General features: G+C 70.6%; 16 protein-coding genes and 3 pseudogenes. 13 read left to right on the top strand and 6 right to left on the bottom strand.

Annotation, left to right across the window (positions count from 1 at the left end):
* From AB0M59_RS08340 to AB0M59_RS08325, 4 genes and pseudogenes are all read right to left on the bottom strand, one after another.
* Window positions 1-74: pseudogene (locus AB0M59_RS08340) on the bottom strand (NAD-binding protein); the annotation flags it as partial.
* 34 nt (window positions 75-108) lie between these two features.
* Window positions 109-1,650: an amino acid permease gene (locus AB0M59_RS08335; protein ID WP_364610676.1), complete on the bottom strand. Its 1,542-nt coding sequence runs from the start codon at window positions 1,648-1,650 to the stop codon at window positions 109-111.
* 70 nt (window positions 1,651-1,720) lie between these two features.
* The gene (locus AB0M59_RS08330; protein ID WP_364610673.1) at window positions 1,721-2,659 is read right to left on the bottom strand and encodes a serine hydrolase domain-containing protein; all 939 of its coding nucleotides are present in this window, start codon (window positions 2,657-2,659) and stop codon (window positions 1,721-1,723) included.
* A 40-nt stretch (window positions 2,660-2,699) separates the two neighbouring features.
* Window positions 2,700-3,851, bottom strand: a complete 1,152-nt coding sequence (locus AB0M59_RS08325; protein WP_364610671.1) for a glycerophosphodiester phosphodiesterase — start codon at window positions 3,849-3,851, stop codon at window positions 2,700-2,702.
* Window positions 3,852-4,032: 181 nt separating this feature from the next.
* Here AB0M59_RS08325 and purD point away from each other — a divergent pair, with 181 nt between their 5' ends.
* The 10 genes and pseudogenes from purD to AB0M59_RS08275 all read left to right on the top strand — a co-directional run bounded on the left by purD (window position 4,033) and on the right by AB0M59_RS08275 (window position 12,919).
* Window positions 4,033-5,307, top strand: a complete 1,275-nt coding sequence (gene purD, locus AB0M59_RS08320; protein WP_364610668.1) for a phosphoribosylamine--glycine ligase — start codon at window positions 4,033-4,035, stop codon at window positions 5,305-5,307.
* A 113-nt stretch (window positions 5,308-5,420) separates the two neighbouring features.
* Window positions 5,421-5,801 (top strand): hypothetical protein, encoded by a 381-nt coding sequence (locus tag AB0M59_RS08315; RefSeq protein ID WP_364610665.1) that lies wholly within the window; start codon window positions 5,421-5,423, stop codon window positions 5,799-5,801.
* 28 nt (window positions 5,802-5,829) lie between these two features.
* Window positions 5,830-6,396 carry a DUF3558 domain-containing protein gene (locus tag AB0M59_RS08310; RefSeq protein WP_364610737.1) on the top strand — a complete coding sequence of 189 codons (567 nt, stop codon included), beginning with the start codon at window positions 5,830-5,832 and terminating at the stop codon, window positions 6,394-6,396.
* Between the two features lie 9 nt (window positions 6,397-6,405).
* Window positions 6,406-7,980 carry a hypothetical protein gene (locus AB0M59_RS08305; protein WP_364610662.1) on the top strand — a complete coding sequence of 525 codons (1,575 nt, stop codon included), beginning with the start codon at window positions 6,406-6,408 and terminating at the stop codon, window positions 7,978-7,980.
* 2 nt (window positions 7,981-7,982) lie between these two features.
* The gene (locus AB0M59_RS08300; RefSeq protein WP_364610659.1) at window positions 7,983-8,741 is read left to right on the top strand and encodes an ESX secretion-associated protein EspG; all 759 of its coding nucleotides are present in this window, start codon (window positions 7,983-7,985) and stop codon (window positions 8,739-8,741) included.
* A 133-nt stretch (window positions 8,742-8,874) separates the two neighbouring features.
* On the top strand, window positions 8,875-9,186 hold the full coding sequence (locus AB0M59_RS08295) for a hypothetical protein (protein ID WP_364610656.1): 312 nt from the start codon (window positions 8,875-8,877) through the stop codon (window positions 9,184-9,186).
* Between the two features lie 20 nt (window positions 9,187-9,206).
* Window positions 9,207-10,130: pseudogene (locus AB0M59_RS08290) on the top strand (WXG100 family type VII secretion target); the annotation flags it as partial.
* 1,095 nt (window positions 10,131-11,225) lie between these two features.
* Window positions 11,226-11,441, top strand: a pseudogene (locus tag AB0M59_RS08285) (transglycosylase SLT domain-containing protein); the annotation flags it as partial.
* A 15-nt stretch (window positions 11,442-11,456) separates the two neighbouring features.
* Window positions 11,457-12,629 (top strand): pyridoxal phosphate-dependent aminotransferase, encoded by a 1,173-nt coding sequence (locus AB0M59_RS08280; protein WP_364610653.1) that lies wholly within the window; start codon window positions 11,457-11,459, stop codon window positions 12,627-12,629.
* A gap of 101 nt (window positions 12,630-12,730) precedes the next feature.
* Window positions 12,731-12,919, top strand: a complete 189-nt coding sequence (locus AB0M59_RS08275) for a hypothetical protein (protein ID WP_364610651.1) — start codon at window positions 12,731-12,733, stop codon at window positions 12,917-12,919.
* 19 nt (window positions 12,920-12,938) lie between these two features.
* On the opposite strand, the gene AB0M59_RS08270 is transcribed toward AB0M59_RS08275, so the two are convergent.
* Entirely contained in the window at window positions 12,939-13,517 is a 579-nt protein-coding gene (locus AB0M59_RS08270) for an HAD family phosphatase (protein WP_364610648.1), read from the bottom strand.
* Window positions 13,518-13,531: 14 nt separating this feature from the next.
* Window positions 13,532-14,557 carry a GntG family PLP-dependent aldolase gene (locus tag AB0M59_RS08265; RefSeq protein WP_364610645.1) on the bottom strand — a complete coding sequence of 342 codons (1,026 nt, stop codon included), beginning with the start codon at window positions 14,555-14,557 and terminating at the stop codon, window positions 13,532-13,534.
* 135 nt (window positions 14,558-14,692) lie between these two features.
* Between AB0M59_RS08265 and AB0M59_RS08260 the strand changes: the two genes are divergently transcribed.
* From AB0M59_RS08260 to AB0M59_RS08250, 3 genes are read left to right on the top strand one after another with little or no spacing between them, the layout of a single operon-like run.
* Window positions 14,693-15,202 carry a SigE family RNA polymerase sigma factor gene (locus AB0M59_RS08260; protein WP_364610642.1) on the top strand — a complete coding sequence of 170 codons (510 nt, stop codon included), beginning with the start codon at window positions 14,693-14,695 and terminating at the stop codon, window positions 15,200-15,202.
* Window positions 15,195-15,911 (top strand): hypothetical protein, encoded by a 717-nt coding sequence (locus tag AB0M59_RS08255; RefSeq protein ID WP_364610639.1) that lies wholly within the window; start codon window positions 15,195-15,197, stop codon window positions 15,909-15,911. The genes AB0M59_RS08260 and AB0M59_RS08255 overlap by 8 nt, the downstream gene beginning before the upstream one ends.
* Before the next feature lie 34 nt (window positions 15,912-15,945).
* On the top strand, window positions 15,946-16,542 hold the full coding sequence (locus AB0M59_RS08250; protein WP_364610636.1) for a TetR family transcriptional regulator: 597 nt from the start codon (window positions 15,946-15,948) through the stop codon (window positions 16,540-16,542).
* Window positions 16,543-16,548: the final 6 nt, after the last annotated feature.

The raw sequence follows: 16,548 nt of genomic DNA, 5'->3' as shown, positions 1-16,548 counted from the left end.
TCCACCACGGTGACCCGCGAGCCGAGCGCGGCGAACATCGACGCGTACTCGATGCCGATCACCCCGGCGCTAACACTGTTTCTCACTCACGACCACTTGCGCCGAGCGTCAGCCGAGTTCCTTGAGCTCCTGTTCGACAGCCGCGAGTTCGGCCTCCGAACCCTGGACCTTCGGGCCCGTGAACCACTTCCGGGCCGAAAGCACCCACCACAGCGCCGCGCCGCCGAGCACGACCAGGAACGCGATCGGCGTGTAGTTGAACGAATCCACCGTCACCGGCGACACCTGCGGCAACATGAACAGGAAGAAGATCAACACGACCCAGATCGTCGCGACGATGCCGACCGGCTTGCCCCAACGGCCGAGCGACCACGGCCCGGGCTCGAACGAGTCGCCGCGGCGGACTCGCAGGAACACCGGGATCACGTACGCCACGTACAGCCCCACCACGGCGATCGACGTCACCGCCGCGTAGGCCGTCAAGCTCCACAGGTACGGCAGGGCCAGGATCAGCGCGCCGCCCGCGCCGAGCCAGACGGCGTTCGTCGGCGTCTGCGTGCGCTTGTTGATCTTGTGCCAGAACTTCGACCCGGGGATCGCGCCGTCGCGGGCGAACGCGTAGATCATCCGCGAGTTCGCCGTCACCGACGCCATGCCGCAGAACAGCTGCGCGCCGATGCAGATCAGCAGCAGGAACTTGCCGGTGACCGCGCCGGTCGCGTCGATGAAGATCTGCGCGGGCGGGACGCCGGTGGCCGAGCCGACCGCACCGTCGTAGTCCTGGATCGCGAACGTCAGGCCGATCAAGAGGATCCAGCCCGCGACGAGCGAGACGACGATCGACATGACGATGCCGCGCGGTCCGGCCGTCGCCGCGCTCTTCGTCTCTTCGGTCATGTGCGCCGAGGCGTCGTACCCGGTCAGCGTGTACTGCGCGACCAGCAACCCGATGGCGAAGACGTAGAACGTCGAGCCCCAGCCCGTCTGGTTCACGAAGCTGCCGAAGACGAATGACGCGTCCTGGTGCTTGGCCGGCACGAAGATCAGCACGCCGACGATCACCAGCACGCCGATGAGGTGCCACCACACGCTGACGTTGTTGAGGATCGCCACGATCCGGACGCCGAAGGTGTTCAGCAGGCCGTGCACCACGAGGATGATCGCGAGCAGGAGGATCGTGTGCCCCGGCGTCGCGGTGAAGCCCCACTGCAGGTCGAGGAACGCGTTGAGGAACAGCGCCGCGCCGAAGTCGATGCCCGCGGTGACGGCGATCTGCCCGATGAGGTTGAACCAGCCGGTGAACCACGACCAGACCGGGCCGGACTTGTTCGGCGCCAGCTTCGCCGCCCAGTAGTACAGCCCGCCCGCGGTCGGGTAGCTGGAGCAGACCTCGGCCATGCCGAGCCCGACCAGGATGACGAAGATCCCGACCAGCGGCCAGCCCCAGATCATCGCGGCGGGCCCGCCGGTCTTCATGCCGAACCCGTAGAGCGTCAGGCAGCCGGAGAGGATCGAGATGATGGTGAACGAGACGGCGAAGTTCGAGAACCCCGACATCGTCCGCTTCAGTTCCTGCGCGTAGCCGAGCTGGTGCAGCCGGGCACTGTCGTCATCGTGGTCGGGGGTGGTCTGCTGGTCGGAAACATCCATCGGGCACCTCTTGAAAGGTATGCGGCCAGACCATTGAATTCGCCGAAGGTAGCCCTGGTCCCGAGGGGTGTCAAGCCTTCGTCAAGAACTCGTCCAGCCGCCGCAGCAGGGGCCCGCCACCTCGGTGGTTGTTCGAGATCAAGGTGGCCGTGCGCCCGGACGACGGCTCGTGCGAGCTCCAGAACGTGACGCCGTGGTCACCGCCGTCCAGGTGCACCACGCCCGGCCGCGGCAGCCAGAAGCCGAGCCCGTAACCGTCCGCGTGCGGGCTGAGCATCCGGTCCACCCACTCGCGCGGCAGGATCCGGCCGTCGAGCAAGGCGGGCCAGAACTTCCGGAAGTCCGGCGCGGAGCTGTAGATCCCGCCGTCGCCGAAGCCCACCACCGGCAGGCTGAACACGTTGGTGCGGCCGTCTTCGAGGTATCCGGTGGCCGTCCGGGCGGGCAGCGCGTCCGAGCGGAGGAACGCCGTGTCCGTCATCCCGGCGGGTTCGGTCACGCGGGTCCGGACGAGGTCGGCGAAAGGTATGCCCGCGACCCGTTCGGCGATCAGGCCGAGGACGGCGAACGCGCCGTTGTTGTAGCGGAACTCCCGGCCCGGCGGGGACTTCTGCGGGTAGCCGCCGAGCGCGGCCAGGTAGTCGGCCGACGTGGCGAGCAACGGGGTCGGCTCCGGATCCGCTTCCTCGTCGCAGTAGTCGCCGATGCCGGACGTGTGCGTCAGCAGGTGTTCGACGGTCACGCGGTCGTCGATCAGCGGCAGGTCGTCGCCGAGTATTTCGCGGGCTTTCGTCGTCAGCTGGAGCCGGCCCTCGGCGACCAGTCCCACGACGACCAGCGCGGTGAACCCCTTGGTGCCGCTGGCGACCGCGAACCGCGTGTCGACGGTGTTCTCGACGCCGTAGCCGATGTGCGCGTGTCTGTGGGCCTCCGCGACGAGCGTCTCCTCGCCGCGGGTCACCAGGATCACGCCGGAGAAGCCGTCGAAAGCCGTGAAGGGCACCTTCATGGACATAGCGTCCAGGAGGGTGCCCTTCACGGCAAAGCGATTACCGGCCCAGGAACGCGTGCAGCGACTCGAGGGCGGTGTCCGGCTGGTCGGCGAAGAAGCCGTCGACACCGGCCTCGAGGAACGCGGCCTCTTCGGTGAAGACGTCACCGTAGGCGTCCGGCTCGGCCGACGAGCGCAGGTTCGCCGGCAGGAACGGGTTCTCGTTCCGGAACGTGTACGGCTGCACCTTCAGGCCCGCCTTGTGCGCGTCCGCGACGATCGCGGTCGGCTTGGTCAGGTTTCCGGCGGCGTCCAGCGGGATGATCTGCGCCTTGTCCGGCCCGAGGTACTTCGCGTACTTCGCGACGTCCTTAAGCCCCTTCGCCGAGACGATGTCCGCGTACGTCCGCTTGTCACCGTTCGCGACGAAGTCCGCCGGAGCACCCGAAGCCGACGTCAGCTGCAGCAGCGGCGTCCGGACCTGCTTGTGCAGCGCGATCAGGTTCGACACCTCGAACGACTGGATGATCGCCGGCGCGTCCGGCCGGTCGAGACCGTTGCGCTTGAGCGCCGTGACCAGCTTCGGCTCGACCGGGTTGCCGATCGACTGGAAGAACGTCGAGTGCTTGACCTCGGGGTAGGTGCCGAGCGTCCGGTGCAGTTCCTTGCCGAGCCGCTGGGTCAGGTCGAGCACCTCCTGGAAGGTGGCGACCTGGTAGCGCCCGTTGTACAGCGTGTTGTGCGGCCGGTTCGCCGGGATCCGTTCGACCGCGCGCAGCGTCTTCAGCTCGGCGAGCGTGAAGTCCTGCGTGAACCAGCCGGTCGTCGAGACGCCGTCGATCACCAGGGTCTTCTTGCGGTTCGCGAACTCCGGGTGCTTCGAGACGTCGGTGGTGCCGCTGATCTCCGGCTCGTGCCGGGCGACGAGCTGGCCGTCCTTCGTGGGGACGAGGTCGACGTCGACGTAGTTCACGCCCATCCGGTAGGCGAGCTCGTACGAGGCGAGGGTGTGCTCCGGCCGGTACCCGGGCGCGCCGCGGTGTCCGATGATCACGGGGTCATCGTGGCCCCGTCCGTGCGCGGCCGCATCGGCGGACCCCCCGCTTTCGGATGGCGCCGTGGACGCGCTGGCCGACCCGACGGCCAGTCCGGTGACGCTCAGCAACGCCAGTCCGGCGAGTGCCAGTACGCCGACACGTTTGCGCTTCATCTGATGACCTCTTTTCACACAGGGTTGACCCTGACTACTCGCGCAACCCTCACTGCCGCAAGCGTCTCCGGGCGGTACCTGGGTGAACACCTCGGTAAACGGCGCGTGGACTCCTGCTCACCCCGGGTGCCGGAGGACGGCGAAATGTCCGGGGCGAACACGGCCGGATACGCTGTGCGGCGTGCGCGTACTGGTAATCGGCTCCGGCGCCCGTGAGCACGCTCTCGTCCTCGCGGCTTCCGGCGACCCCACGGTCACCGCCCTGGCCTGCGCGCCCGGCAACGCCGGGACGGCCGCCATGGCCGAGCAGCTCGGCGTCGAGGCGGCCGACCCGGAAGCGGTCGCGACCCTCGCGAAGAGCTGGCAGGCCGACCTGGTGGTGGTCGGGCCCGAGGTCCCGCTCGTCGCCGGCGTCGCCGACGCCGTCCGCAAGGCCGGGATCGCCTGCTTCGGCCCGTCGGCCGCGGCGGCCCGCATCGAAGGCTCGAAGGCGTTCGCGAAGGACGTCATGGCCGCGGCGAACGTGCCGACCGCGCGCAGCGAGGTGGTCGACAACCCGGCCCGCCTCGACGCCGCGCTCGCCCGCTTCGGCCCGACCTGGGTGGTCAAGGACGACGGGCTCGCCGCCGGCAAGGGCGTCGTCGTCACGACCGACTACGACGTCGCGCGCAAGCACGCGATCATGCTCCTCGACGGCGGCCACCCGGTCCTCTTGGAGTCCTTTTTGGACGGACCGGAGGCGTCGCTGTTCTGCTTCGTCGACGGCCACACCGTCGTGCCGCTGCTGCCCGCGCAGGACTTCAAGCGTGTCGGCGACGACGACGCCGGCCCCAACACCGGCGGCATGGGTGCCTACGCGCCGCTGCCCTGGGCACCCGAAAACCTGGTCGACGAGCTGGTCGAGAAGGTCGTCCAGCCGGTCGCCGACGAGCTGGTCGCGCGCGACGCGTCGTTCTCCGGCCTGCTCTACGCCGGCCTCGCGCTGACGTCTGACGGCCCGCAGGTCATCGAGTTCAACTGCCGCTTCGGCGACCCGGAGACGCAGGTCGTGCTGGCCCTGCTGCGCACCCCGATCGCCGGGCTGATGCACGCCACCGCGACCGGCAAGCTCGCCGAGCACCCGCCGCTGGAGTGGGCGGGCGGCGCCGCGGTCACCGTCGTGATCGCCGCCGACGGCTACCCGGGCAAGCCGCGCACCGGCGACGTCATCGGCGGTGCCGAGCTGGAAGGCGTGCTGCACGCGGGCACCCGCCGTCGCGACGACGGCGCCGTGGTCTCCTCCGGCGGCCGCGTGCTCTCGGTGGTCGGCACCGGCAAGACCCTCAAGTCGGCCCGCAAGCACGCGTACGAGACCGTCGAAAAGGTCCACCTCGCGGGCTCGCACCACCGCACGGACATCGCGCTCAAGGCGGCGAACGGCGAGATCGGCGCTCCGGCGGCGAAACAGCGCGCCTGATCCGGGAACCGGCGGGGGACGGAGTTCGTCCAATCTCAGCCTGCTGTCACACCCGGGTTGGTAGCCTCGACGGGAGTCGGCCGGTCACTGTCCGTATGACGTCAGGGGAGAGCATGTCAGGACCCTCGTACGACCTCAGCTCGGCCGTCCCCGTGGCGCCGGCGGCCGCGGACGTCCTGGTCCACCCGGACAAGCTCCTCGACGTCGCCCGGATCGTCGAAGAGCAGGCCAACTCCCTCGAAGACCAGCTGCTCACCAAGCTCGGGCAGCTGCGGATCGACGCACCGTCCGCCGACGTCATCAGCACCCAGTCGATCGACGCCTGGAACACCCTGATCGCCGACGGCGACCGCTCCTACGCGGGGCAGGTCCGCGAGTACGTCGCCGGCCTGAAACGCCTGGTCTCGCAGCTGCGTGAGGCCGCCAAGGACTACAAGGTCAGCGAAGACGAGAAGGCGGCGGTGTTCGGTGACCGCGCCAAGCACGGTGCGTAGCCGGAAGGTGCGCATCGTCACCGGGGGCGTGCTCGCGACGGCGGCGCTCGCCGGCTGCTCGGCGGGCACCGAAGGCACCCCCTACCCGGTCGAGACGGCCGCGACAGCGGCGTCGCAGAGCGCCAAGGCCGCCCAGCTGCCGCAACGCCCGGCCGAGCTGACCCTGCAAGGCGTCAACCTGTGCGAGGTGTTCCCGCAGGTGCAGCTCGACGCCATGAAGATCACCAGCGCGCCTCGCGAAGCACCACCGGAGGACGGGCCGACGTGCGTGTTCGACGCGGACGGCGCCGAGCCGGTGCACGCTTTCCACGTGCGCGCCGTGTCGGCGGACCTCGACGAGTGGATCACCGGGTCCCGCAAGAAGAACAGCATGACCACCGAGCCGAAGACCATCGGTGGTTATCCGGCGTTGACGAACTACCGCGCGGCCGGCGACCCCGCCGACTGCGAGGCGCTCGTCGGCGTCGCGAGGGGCCAGACGCTGGCCGTCCAGACCTTCGCCATCACCCGCGGCAAGTTCACTCAGCCGCAGCTGTGCGACCTGTCGGTGCACGCCGCCGACGTCGCGCTGCAGACCTTGAAAGCACGCAACTAGGGAGGGCGCGTGGAATTCTCCGAGCTCGCGGCCGGGATCCAGAACCACCGGTTCGACGGCTGGACCAACACCGCGATCGCCGACCAGATCACGCGGATGGTCAACGGTGACGGCACCGGCAGCATCGGCACGGCCGTCGACGCGCTGAAGGCCGTCGCGACCGCCCTCGCCCACACCGACCAGACGCTGCGCGCGCAGCTGCTCAAGCTGGGTGTCGAATGGCAGAGCCAGGCCGGGGGCGCGGCCAGCCAGGTGCTCACCGAGCAGGCCGGGTTCTCCCAGGACGCGACGACGAAGGTCGCGCACGCCGCGGAAATGGTGTTCGAGCAGGGCGAGTCGTTCAACCGCACCAAGTACAAGCTTCCGGACGCCGAGACCGTCCGGAAGGGCGCGGGCGGCTACACGCTCACCGACGGCCTGCTGCTCAGCCTGATCGGCTTCGAGACCGACCACGCCCGGCAGGTCGAGGCCGCGAACGACGCCAAGGAGCAGGCGAAGCAGGCGCTGAACGAGTACGCGCAGGAAAGCGGCACCAACCTGCTCTCGACGCAGTCGCTGTCCGACCCCGAGTCGCTGAAGCTGGCCGCCCCGGGCGTCACGCCGGGTGTGCTGGACGTCGCGGGCGCCGCCGTCGCGGTGACCCCGGACGGCGGCGTGCGGCCGGCGTCGGACAAGGTCCGGTCGGTGCACGTCGACCCGCCGGTGGTGCAGCCGGTGTCGCACACGGTCCACGCCGACCCGCCGACCCCGGTCTACGGCGTCGCGGCGCAACAGCCGTCCCGGTCGGCCCCGCAGCCGCCGCGCCAGACCGGCAGCAGCGCGGGCACGGCTCCCGCCCAGCACACGACACCTTCGTCGACGACCCCGGCGGGCGTGAAGCCGCCGACGTCGCCGGGGCCCGGCTGGATCAACGCTCCCGGCCGCGGCACGTCGTCGGGCGACCACTTCTCGCCCGGCCTGGCCACCGGTGCCGGCGCCGAGCAGTTCGTCCCGCCGGGCGCGCCCGGCTCGCTGCCGCCCGGCTCGTCGCCGGCGACGGCGCCGATCAAGTCGCTCGGCGGCGGTGGCACGTCCGGTGCCGGCTCGACCGGCGTCGAAGGCTCGCTCAGCGGCACCAACCGCGGCCCCGACGGCCTGCTGGCCAAGGGGCGCTCGGTCGGCGCGATGCCGCAGGCCCCGCTTCCGCCGGGCCAGTTCACGGCCGAACGCGGTTTCGTGGCGAAGCCCGGCGTGACGCCGGGCGAGATCGGCGCGGGCGCGGCGGCGGTCGGCGCGGGCGCGGCCGGTGGCGCGCTGAGCGGCGACAAGGAGCGCCTGCGGCGGGAGAAGGGCCAGGCGAAGGGCCCGGTGCGGCCGCTGCCCGTCGGCGAGCTGCCCGAGGAGGAGGCCGTCGCGCTGCGGAAGTCGGAGCAGATCAGCCCGAAGCAGCGGCCCGGCGAGGCGAAGTTCCTGTCCGAGGCGGCCCCGCAGGAGGACGACGCCGAGCACGTCCGCCGCTACGGCGTCGACGACCAGGACCTGTTCGCCGACCAGCGGATGGTTTCCCCCGACGTGCTCGGCGACCACGGCGGGGACGGGCGCTGACCGTGTCGCTGGTGCTGTCCGCGCGTGAGTTCGACGTGCTCTGGGAGTCGTTGCAACTGCCGCGCAAGCACGTCGCGCTGGACGTGCCGAGCGAAGGAACCACCCGCACGGAGCGGCGGGAAGTGATCGAGGCGGCGTGGGCGTCGCTGAGCGAGCGGCGCCTGGCCCGCAACGGCCGGGTGTCGGGCGAGGTGGCGGACCTGCTGCACCTGCTGGCCCGCCCCCAGTTCGGCATCGACGTGTGGGTGTGGGCCGAGCGCGAGATCCGCGGCCGCGCGGTGAGCGTCCGCAGCCAGGCGGTGCTTGCCGTGGTGGACAACGGTGAGGTCTGGCTGATCCCGGCCACGGAGGACGGCCTCCCGGAGGCGGCGGTCTCGGTGGCCGGCGATCTCGGGCCGGGCATCGGCCAGACGGTGAGCATCCCGTACTCGGTGTTTCGCGAGGCTGACGCGGCCGCTCGCGGAGACGCGAAGGCGCTGGTCACGGCGTTGGAGGACCGCGGTGTGGAGCTGTTCCAGGCCCAGGAGCTCTCGGGGATGCTGCTGGGCCAGGAGGCCCGCGGCCAGTTCGGCGCGGAACGCGTGGGTCGTGACGGAGTGGTCCACCGGGCGGGCCGAGTGGCGGCGTTCTTCGACACGGACGCGGGGCGCTACCTGTTCCAGGTGGTGTCGGACCGCGACGGTCGCGAATGGGCGACAGTGACTCCGGCCGACAACGCCCTGCTGGCGACGCGGATCCGTGAACTGATGGCGGAGGCCTGAGCCCCGCCGGGTGGAAGTTGGCCGGGATCGGTACGCGGACCCCTCGGGAAGTCATAAAGTAAGCGCGGGAACCGTCTTGGTCATGACGACGTCTGATCGGGCGGACGCAAGTTTGCGAAGGGGATGACGAACCGTGCCTGTCTACGACGCCGACTCGATGGCCATCGCGGCCGGCCAGGTGGAGAAGCTGAAGGACGAGTTCGAAAAGTCCAAGCAGAAGGTCACCGGTCTCGATCACGAGAAGGAAAGCCCCTTCGGCGGGATGGACGACAAGGGCGACGCGCACGGCGCGGTCGGCAAGTTCAAGGACGGCGTGCACAGCCAGTTCGACGCCGCGGGCAAGCACATGGAGGCGCTGGGGTTCGCCATGCGCAAGGCCGCCGGCCTGATCGCCGAGACCGACCAGGTCGGGGCGAGCGACCTCAAGCTGCACGTCGACAAGTGAACTGAGCAGGGGGCACCACAGTGGGCTTGAACGGGATCGGCGCCGGAACGCCGGACAATTGGGACGCCTTCATGAAGAAGGTCGACCAGGTCGAAAAGGTCAACCTGCAGAAAATCACGGACGCGGCGACACAGTTCCGCGAGGCCGGAAAGAACGCGGGTGACCACAACGCGTCGCTGAAGTCTTCGACGGACGCGTTGGGCGGCGATGTCTGGGCCGGCCCGGCGGCGGACCAGTTCTTCACCTACGTCCGCCAAGTCCGTGACGCCGGCACCAAGGTGCAGACGCACCTCGAGGACGTCGCCAAGGACCTCGACAGCCTCGAGTCGACGCTCGAGCAGATCAAGAAGAACGTCCAGGACAAGCAGCTGGCCGCGGAAAAGGCGGTCAACGCCCGCAACCAGCAGGCCCAGACCGACATGGACGCGGCGGGCAGAGCGGCCGCGGAGCACGAAAAAAACCCGGACAAGCCCGCGCCCAGTCCGACCGCCGCGGAGATCAAGGCGAAGGCGAAGACGGACATCCACACCATCACCGCCGGGTACGACGGTGACGTGGCCGGCCTGCAGACCCAGGCCGACACCGCGATCAAGGCCTCGCAAACGCTGATGTCCCAGCAGATCGAGGGCGGCTACGACCAGGTCCCGCTGCCGAGCAGCACCCCCGCGGCGCCCAAGAGCACCGGCGGCATCCACAGTAACGGCTCCTCCCACGGCGGTGGCGGTGGCGGAGGAGGCGGCGGTGGGGGCGGAGGCGGCGGTCTCGGCCCCAGCGGCGGCCCCCCGTCCTCGCCGCCCCCGGGCAATGTCCAGCAGTGGATCCAGGAGGCCATCAAGGCCCTCCAGGCCGCCGGCGTGCCCGTCACGGACGCCGACATCCCCAACATCTGGGCGATCATCCAGCACGAGTCCGGCGGTAATCCCAACGCCATCAACAACTGGGACTGCGTGCCGCTGGACACGGTGATCGTGACCAATCGCGGCCTCCTGAAGCACGACGCGGTCGAGGTCGGCGACGAGACGATCGGCTTCAACCCCGCCACCGGACGCAGCGAGTGGACGCGGATCACCCGGGTCGTCCACCACGAAGACGCCCCGCTGGTCCGGATGAGCAACTCCCGCTGGCAGGCGACCACGACGCCGAACCACCGCTGGCTCACCCTGCCGCGGGTCAGCATCAGGCGCACCGGCCTGCCGGTGGTTTGCCCGGAGTGCGGCTGGGAGCCGCGCGCGGCGAAGCAGCCGGAGAACGGTGTCGCGGTGCATCGGCGGAAGAAGCACGGCTTCGTTTCGCCGAAGCAGGAGAACCAGTACGAGACCGAGCCTCGCTTCGTCACCACCGACGACGTCCGCTCTCGCGACCGGATTCTCCTGACTGCGCCTGCCGAGACGGAGTCGTCGCTGGAAATCAGCGTTTCGGAAGCGGCGATCCTCGGGTGGATCGCCGGTGACGGTCACATCGAGACGAGGCAGCACCGCCCGACCATGTCCATCGCGCAGTCGAAGCCCGGAATGGTGGAGAAGATCCGCCGGCTTCTCGACGGCGTGCCGCACGTGGTGTACGTCGACGACCGCGGCGGGTGCGGACCCCGGCACCAGTTCCGGCTGGACCACGACTACGCCCAGGACCTGCTGGCGCGAGCGGGGAATCCCAGGTCCGACGCGGTCGCCCAGGTGCTGGCGATGTCGACCGCCCAGCGCGCGGCGTGGCTCGAAGCGATCATCGACGCCGAGGGCACTCGCTACGTGCGACCCGGCTACTCCGCACCTCAGACGGTCGTCTACCAGGCGCCCGGTGCCGTCCTCGACGCGATCGCGCTGGCGGGGTACCTGTCCGGAGCGCGGCCTCGCGTACTCCCGGTGGAGCGGGCGAACCGGCCGGAAACCTGGCGCCGGGAGTTCTCAGTGCACCTGAACAACCCGGTCGTCACGGGGGCCTTCATGCGGAAGGAAGACGCCGGGCGGGGCGACGTGTGGTGCGTGACCACGGAACTGGGCACGTGGACGGCCCAGGAAGCTGATCACCTCTTCCTGACCGGCAATTCGAATGCCGCTGCCGGGCACCCGTCCAAGGGGCTCATGCAGTGCATCGACGGGACGTTCAACGCGCACAAGCTGCCCGGGCACGACAACATCTACAACCCGGTCGACAACATCATCGCCGGGGTCCGGTACTCCTTCGACCGCTACGGCGGCCTGGGCAACGTGCCCGGCATCAAGGCCATGGCCCACGGTGGTGCCTACCAGGGGTACTAGAACTAGCCTGGCCGCATGGCCGACCTCGAGGCGGGTCCCGCGCTGCGGGCCGGTGTGCCGCCCTTCCACGTCATGGACGTCCTCTCCGCGGCGGGCGCCCGGCAGCGCAGCCACGGCGATCTCGTGTCGCTCGCCGCCGGGCAGCCGTCCGCGCCCGCGCCGAAACCCGTCCTCGAAGCGGCCCGCGAAGCGCTGGGCAAAAGCACCCTCGGCTACACCGAGCAGCTCGGCATCCCCGAGCTGCGCGAGGCCGTCGCCGGGCACTACCAGCGGAAATACCGCCTCGACGTCAGCGCGCAGGACGTCGTCATGACCACCGGGTCGTCCGGGGGCTTCCTGCTCGCCTTCCTCAGCGCCTTCGACCCGGGTGCCAAGGTCGCGATGGCCCGGCCCGGCTACCCCGCCTACCGCAACCTGCTGTCCGTTCTCGGCTGCGAAGTCGTCGAGTTCGCGACCACCGCCGAGACGAACTTCCAGCCCACCGTCGCCCTGCTCGACGAGCTCGGTCCGATCGACGGCCTGATCGTCGCGAGCCCCAGCAACCCGACCGGGACCGTCCTGCCGCCCGGGGAGCTCGCCGCGATCACCGGCTGGTGCTCGTCGCACGGGGTGCAGCTGATCAGCGACGAGATCTATCACGGCATTTCCTATGGTGCCGAGCTTGACTGTGCGTGGCAGTTCGGCCGCGAGCCGCTCGTGCTCGGCAGCTTCTCGAAGTACTTCGCGATGACCGGCTGGCGGCTCGGCTGGATGCTCGTGCCGCAGCGGCTCCACCGCGCGGTCGACGTCCTGACCGGCAACTTCACCATCTGCCCGCCCGCGGTCTCGCAGTACGCGGCGCTCGCCGCCTTCACCCCGGAGGCGTACGCGGAGGCCGACGGGCACGTCGAGCACTACCGCGCCAACCGCGACCGGCTCTTCACCGGCCTCGAGGGCATCGGCCTCGACAAGCTCGCCCCCGCCGAAGGTGCCTTCTACGCGTACGCCGACGTCAGCGCGTACACCGAGGACAGCCTGAGCTGGTGCCAGCGGCTGCTCGCCGAAACCGGCCTCGCCATCACCCCCGGCGTCGACTTCGACCCGGTCGACGGCGGCAAGTACGTCCGGTTCTCCTTCGCCGGCAGCGCGGCCGACATCGACGAGGGCGTCCGCCGGTTGGGGGCGTGGCTCGGCCAGGGGGAACCCTGATTCATCCCTGAACGTTGGCTCGACGAGGGGAGTTTCTCCGGTCGAGGTGCCACAGTGGAGGCATCGGGCCGGAGGGGCCACGGGAGCAATCGGAGGAAGCCATGTTCTGGAAGATCGTCGGCGGCCTGATCGTCGCCTGGGTGGCGTTCATGGTGCTGGGCGCCGTGATCGGCTTCGTGTTCAAGGCCGTCCTGTGGATCGCCATCATCGGCGGCATCGCGTTCCTCGGCGCCGCCGGGTACCGCGCGATCAGCGGCAAGAAGGACCCGCGCCGCATCAACCGCTACTGAGCCTGTGACCGGGCGTGGCTCACTCGAGCCACGCCCGCGCCGCGTCGGCGCCGTTCCACACCTCTGCCTTCATCCCGACCGCCCGTGCTCCGTCCACATTGGACGACCGGTCGTCGAAGAACAGGCAGTCGGCCGGTTCCGCGCCGAGCTCGTCGAGCAGGAGGCGGAAGATCTTCGCGTCCGGCTTGACGCACCGGACGTCGCCAGAGAAGAGCGTCACGCGGAAGTGCCGCGCCCATTCCTGCGCGCGGACCCATTCGCCGAACACCACCGGGGCGTTCGACAGCAGCGCCAGTGACGCGCCGGCCTCGGAAAGCGCCTCGAACAGCGCCTGCGAAGACGGTTCGAGGTGGGCCCAGCCTTCGACGTCGACGCGGGTCAGCTCGGCCGACAGCGTCTCGTCGACGGACACGTCCAAGGCCTTGCCGACCGTCTGCCAGTACTCGAGCGGAGTGCTCCCGGCGTCGTAGGGAATCCGGTACTCCCAGTACGCCTTCTCGAACTCCGGCAGCGGCGCGCCCATGAGCGCGGCCATCTCCGGGCGGGCCAGGCTCGGCTTGCTCAGGACGTCGCCGTAGTCGAACACGATCCAGTTCACAGTGCCCCCGGTGCTCATCGTGCGCCGGACTTGATCCGGCGCAGGGTTTCTTCGACGTCGGTCGCGCTCAGGTCCCGGTGCGTGACGAACCGGACCCGGCCCGCCATCGGCACCGCCCGGATGCCGAGCGAGTCCAGCCAGGCCAGCGCGGTCGGGATGTCGGGTACCTCGGCGAGCACGATGTTGGTGTCGGGCGTGTTCGTCGCCCAGCCGTGCTCGGTCAGGCCCTCGGCCAGGCGCCGGGCGTTCTCGTGCGACTCCGCCAGCTCGGGGACGCGGTCCAGCGCGACCAGGCAGGCCGCGGCCAGGACGCCGCCCTGCCGGACGCCGCCGCCGAGCATCTGCCGCATCCGGCGCGCCCGCTCCACGAACGCGACGCTGCCCGCGACGACCGAGCCGACCGGCGCGCCGAGGCCCTTGCTGAAGCAGGCCGACACGGTGTCGACGCCGACGGTCAGCGCGGCCGGCGGCACCTCCAGCGCGACCGCGGCCTGCCAGAGCCGGGCGCCGTCGAGGTGCACGGTCAGGCCGGCTTCCTTCGCGACGGACAGCAGCTGGGCGTGCTCGTCGGGCGGGGTCACCGCGCCGCCGGCCGCGTTGTGGGTGTTCTCGAGGCAGAGCAGAGACGTCCGTAATGTGAAGTACGGCCCGGGTTGTCCGATCGCGGCCGCGAGGGCGTCGGGCGAGGGGCGGCCCGGGCCGCCGTCGTGCTCCAGGATCTCCGGCATCCCGCCGGCCAGCCACGCCGCCGAGCCGAGCTCGTTGACCAGCACGTGCGCGCCCCGCGTGGCGAGGAACCGGTCGCCGCGCTGCAGGTGGAGGCTCAGCGCGATGAGGTTCGCCATCGTCCCGCTCGGCACCCACAGGGCGGCCGGCATTCCCAGGACGTGCGCGGCGCGTTCCTCCAGCGCCTGGACCGTCGGGTCGCGCTCGAGGACGTTGTCCCCGACCTCCGCGGACGCCATCGCCGCGCGCATCGTGTCATCCGGACGGGTGACGGTGTCGGAGCGGAAGTCCAGCGGCGGCAGCGTGAAGGTCACGGACCGATCACATCACACCCGCCGGACGAGGATCAATGAGGCCTCGGGTGGTCGAACCCACTCGGTCCGTGCAACCGTGGACGCCCCTGATTCCGTCCTACCCACCGACGACAACAGAGCGGAGCACGACTGCGCGTGGACCAGCGCGACGAGGAGGAGTTCGCGGAGTACTTCGCCGCCCGGCGGGACGCCGTGCGCCGGACCGCGTACATGCTCTGCGGCGACTGGCACCGGGCGGACGACCTCGCGCAGACGGCGTTCGTCGCGCTGCACCGGAGGTGGAAGAAGATCAGGGATCGCGCGGCGACCGACGCGTACGTCCGCAAGACGCTCGTCCGGGCGTCGATCGACGAATCGCGGCGTCCGTGGCGGCGCGAGTGGCAGACCGAAGTGCTGCCGGAGCCGGCCGACGACTCGCCCGGCCTCGACGACCTCGTCGCGACCAGGGAAGACCTGCTCGCCGCGCTGAAGGAAGTGCCGCCCAAGCAGCGGGCGGTGCTGGTCATGCGGTTCTTCGAAGGGCTCGACGTGACCGGCGCGGCGACGGCCCTGGGCTGCAGCGAAGGCAACGTGAAGAGCCAGACCGCGCGCGGGCTGGCGAACCTCAGGCAGGTACTGGAACGGGAGGTGGAGACCAATGGATGAGCAGGAGCTGCGTTCGTTGTTCTCCGCCGCGCCGCCGGACGCGCCCGAGCCGACGTTCGGCCGGGACGATGTCGTCCGCGAATCCCGCCGCCAGACCGTCCGGCGCCGCAACCGGATCACGACCGGGGTGAGCGCCGCGGCACTGGTGATCGTCGGCTTCGGCGCGTACGGCGTGCTGTCCGGGGGTACCCCCGAGGCGCTGACGTCCGCCGGTGACGGCGCCATGTCCTCGCAATCCGGGCCGGGAACGGGGCAACCCGGCATCAGCCCGGCACGTCCTGAGATCGGTGGGGGGTCACCGAACTTCTCGTCCGAACCACCTCGGCAGGGAGGTGACCAGGGCGGGAAGACCGGCCAACTGGCCGAAGGCGCCTCCGGGTGCGAACAGGTGGACGGGGAGCTCGCCATCGCCCTCGCTGGCGAGCTCCCCGGCCACGTCGCCGGTACCCCGGCTGTGCCGGGCGGCGCCTGTTCGACGGCGGCGCGCTCGGCCGGGTTCCCGGTCGCGGGCGGCGAGGTGTCCGCGGCGGTGTTCCCGAAGGGCATTCCCGTGGTCTTCAAGTCCCAGCCGGCCGGCACGGTCACGGCTCGGGTGACCACGGCTTCCGGCGGATCGTTGCTGCTGGTCAGCGTGCCTTCGGCTGGGGCGACGGCGCCGTACGCGAGCCAGGTGGACGCGTTCGCGCGCGCTCTCGCGCCCCGCTTCTGAGTCCGGGTCCACCCGGTTGGCAGAATGACCGGTCATGACCGCTGCGACCACCCCGAAAGGGGAACGACGGCGCGCCGCGCTCGTCGAGGCCGCCGCGAAGCTGCTCGTCGAGGGCGGGTTCGACGCCGTCCGGCACCGGGCGGTGGCCGAGCGCGCGGGGCTGCCGCTCGCGTCGACGACGTACTACTTCGACTCGCTGGAAGACCTGGTCACGGCGGCCGTCGAGCACCATTCGAACGCCGAGCTGGCCGCGGGCCGCCGCCGTTTGGAGGAGCTGGCGACCCGCAACCGCGGTGTGCAGGCGACCGTCGACCTGGTGCTGGAGATGCTGCTCGGGCCGGAGACCGACGACCCGGAGGCCGACGCGGAAGCCGTGCTCCTGCGCTACGAACGCCTGGTCGCGACCGGTCGCCGGCCCTACCTGCGGCCGCTGATGCGGACGCTGTCGGCCCAGCTCGACGAGCTGCTGACGGAGATCTTCGCGCGGTCGGGCACGCCCGTCACCGATGCCGACCTGGAACGGCTGGTCGCGCTGGTCGACGGCGCCGTCGTCAACGCCCTGATCGCGATCGACCCGGCGCCGCGCGCGGCCGCGTCCCGGATGCTGCAGAACGCACTCGACGGCACCTGATTCGTT

The sequence above is a fragment of the Amycolatopsis sp. NPDC051371 genome, from assembly GCF_040682155.1.
Taxonomy (GTDB): Bacteria; Actinomycetota; Actinomycetes; order Mycobacteriales; family Pseudonocardiaceae; genus Amycolatopsis.
This window is presented reverse-complemented; position numbering and strand designations above follow the sequence as displayed.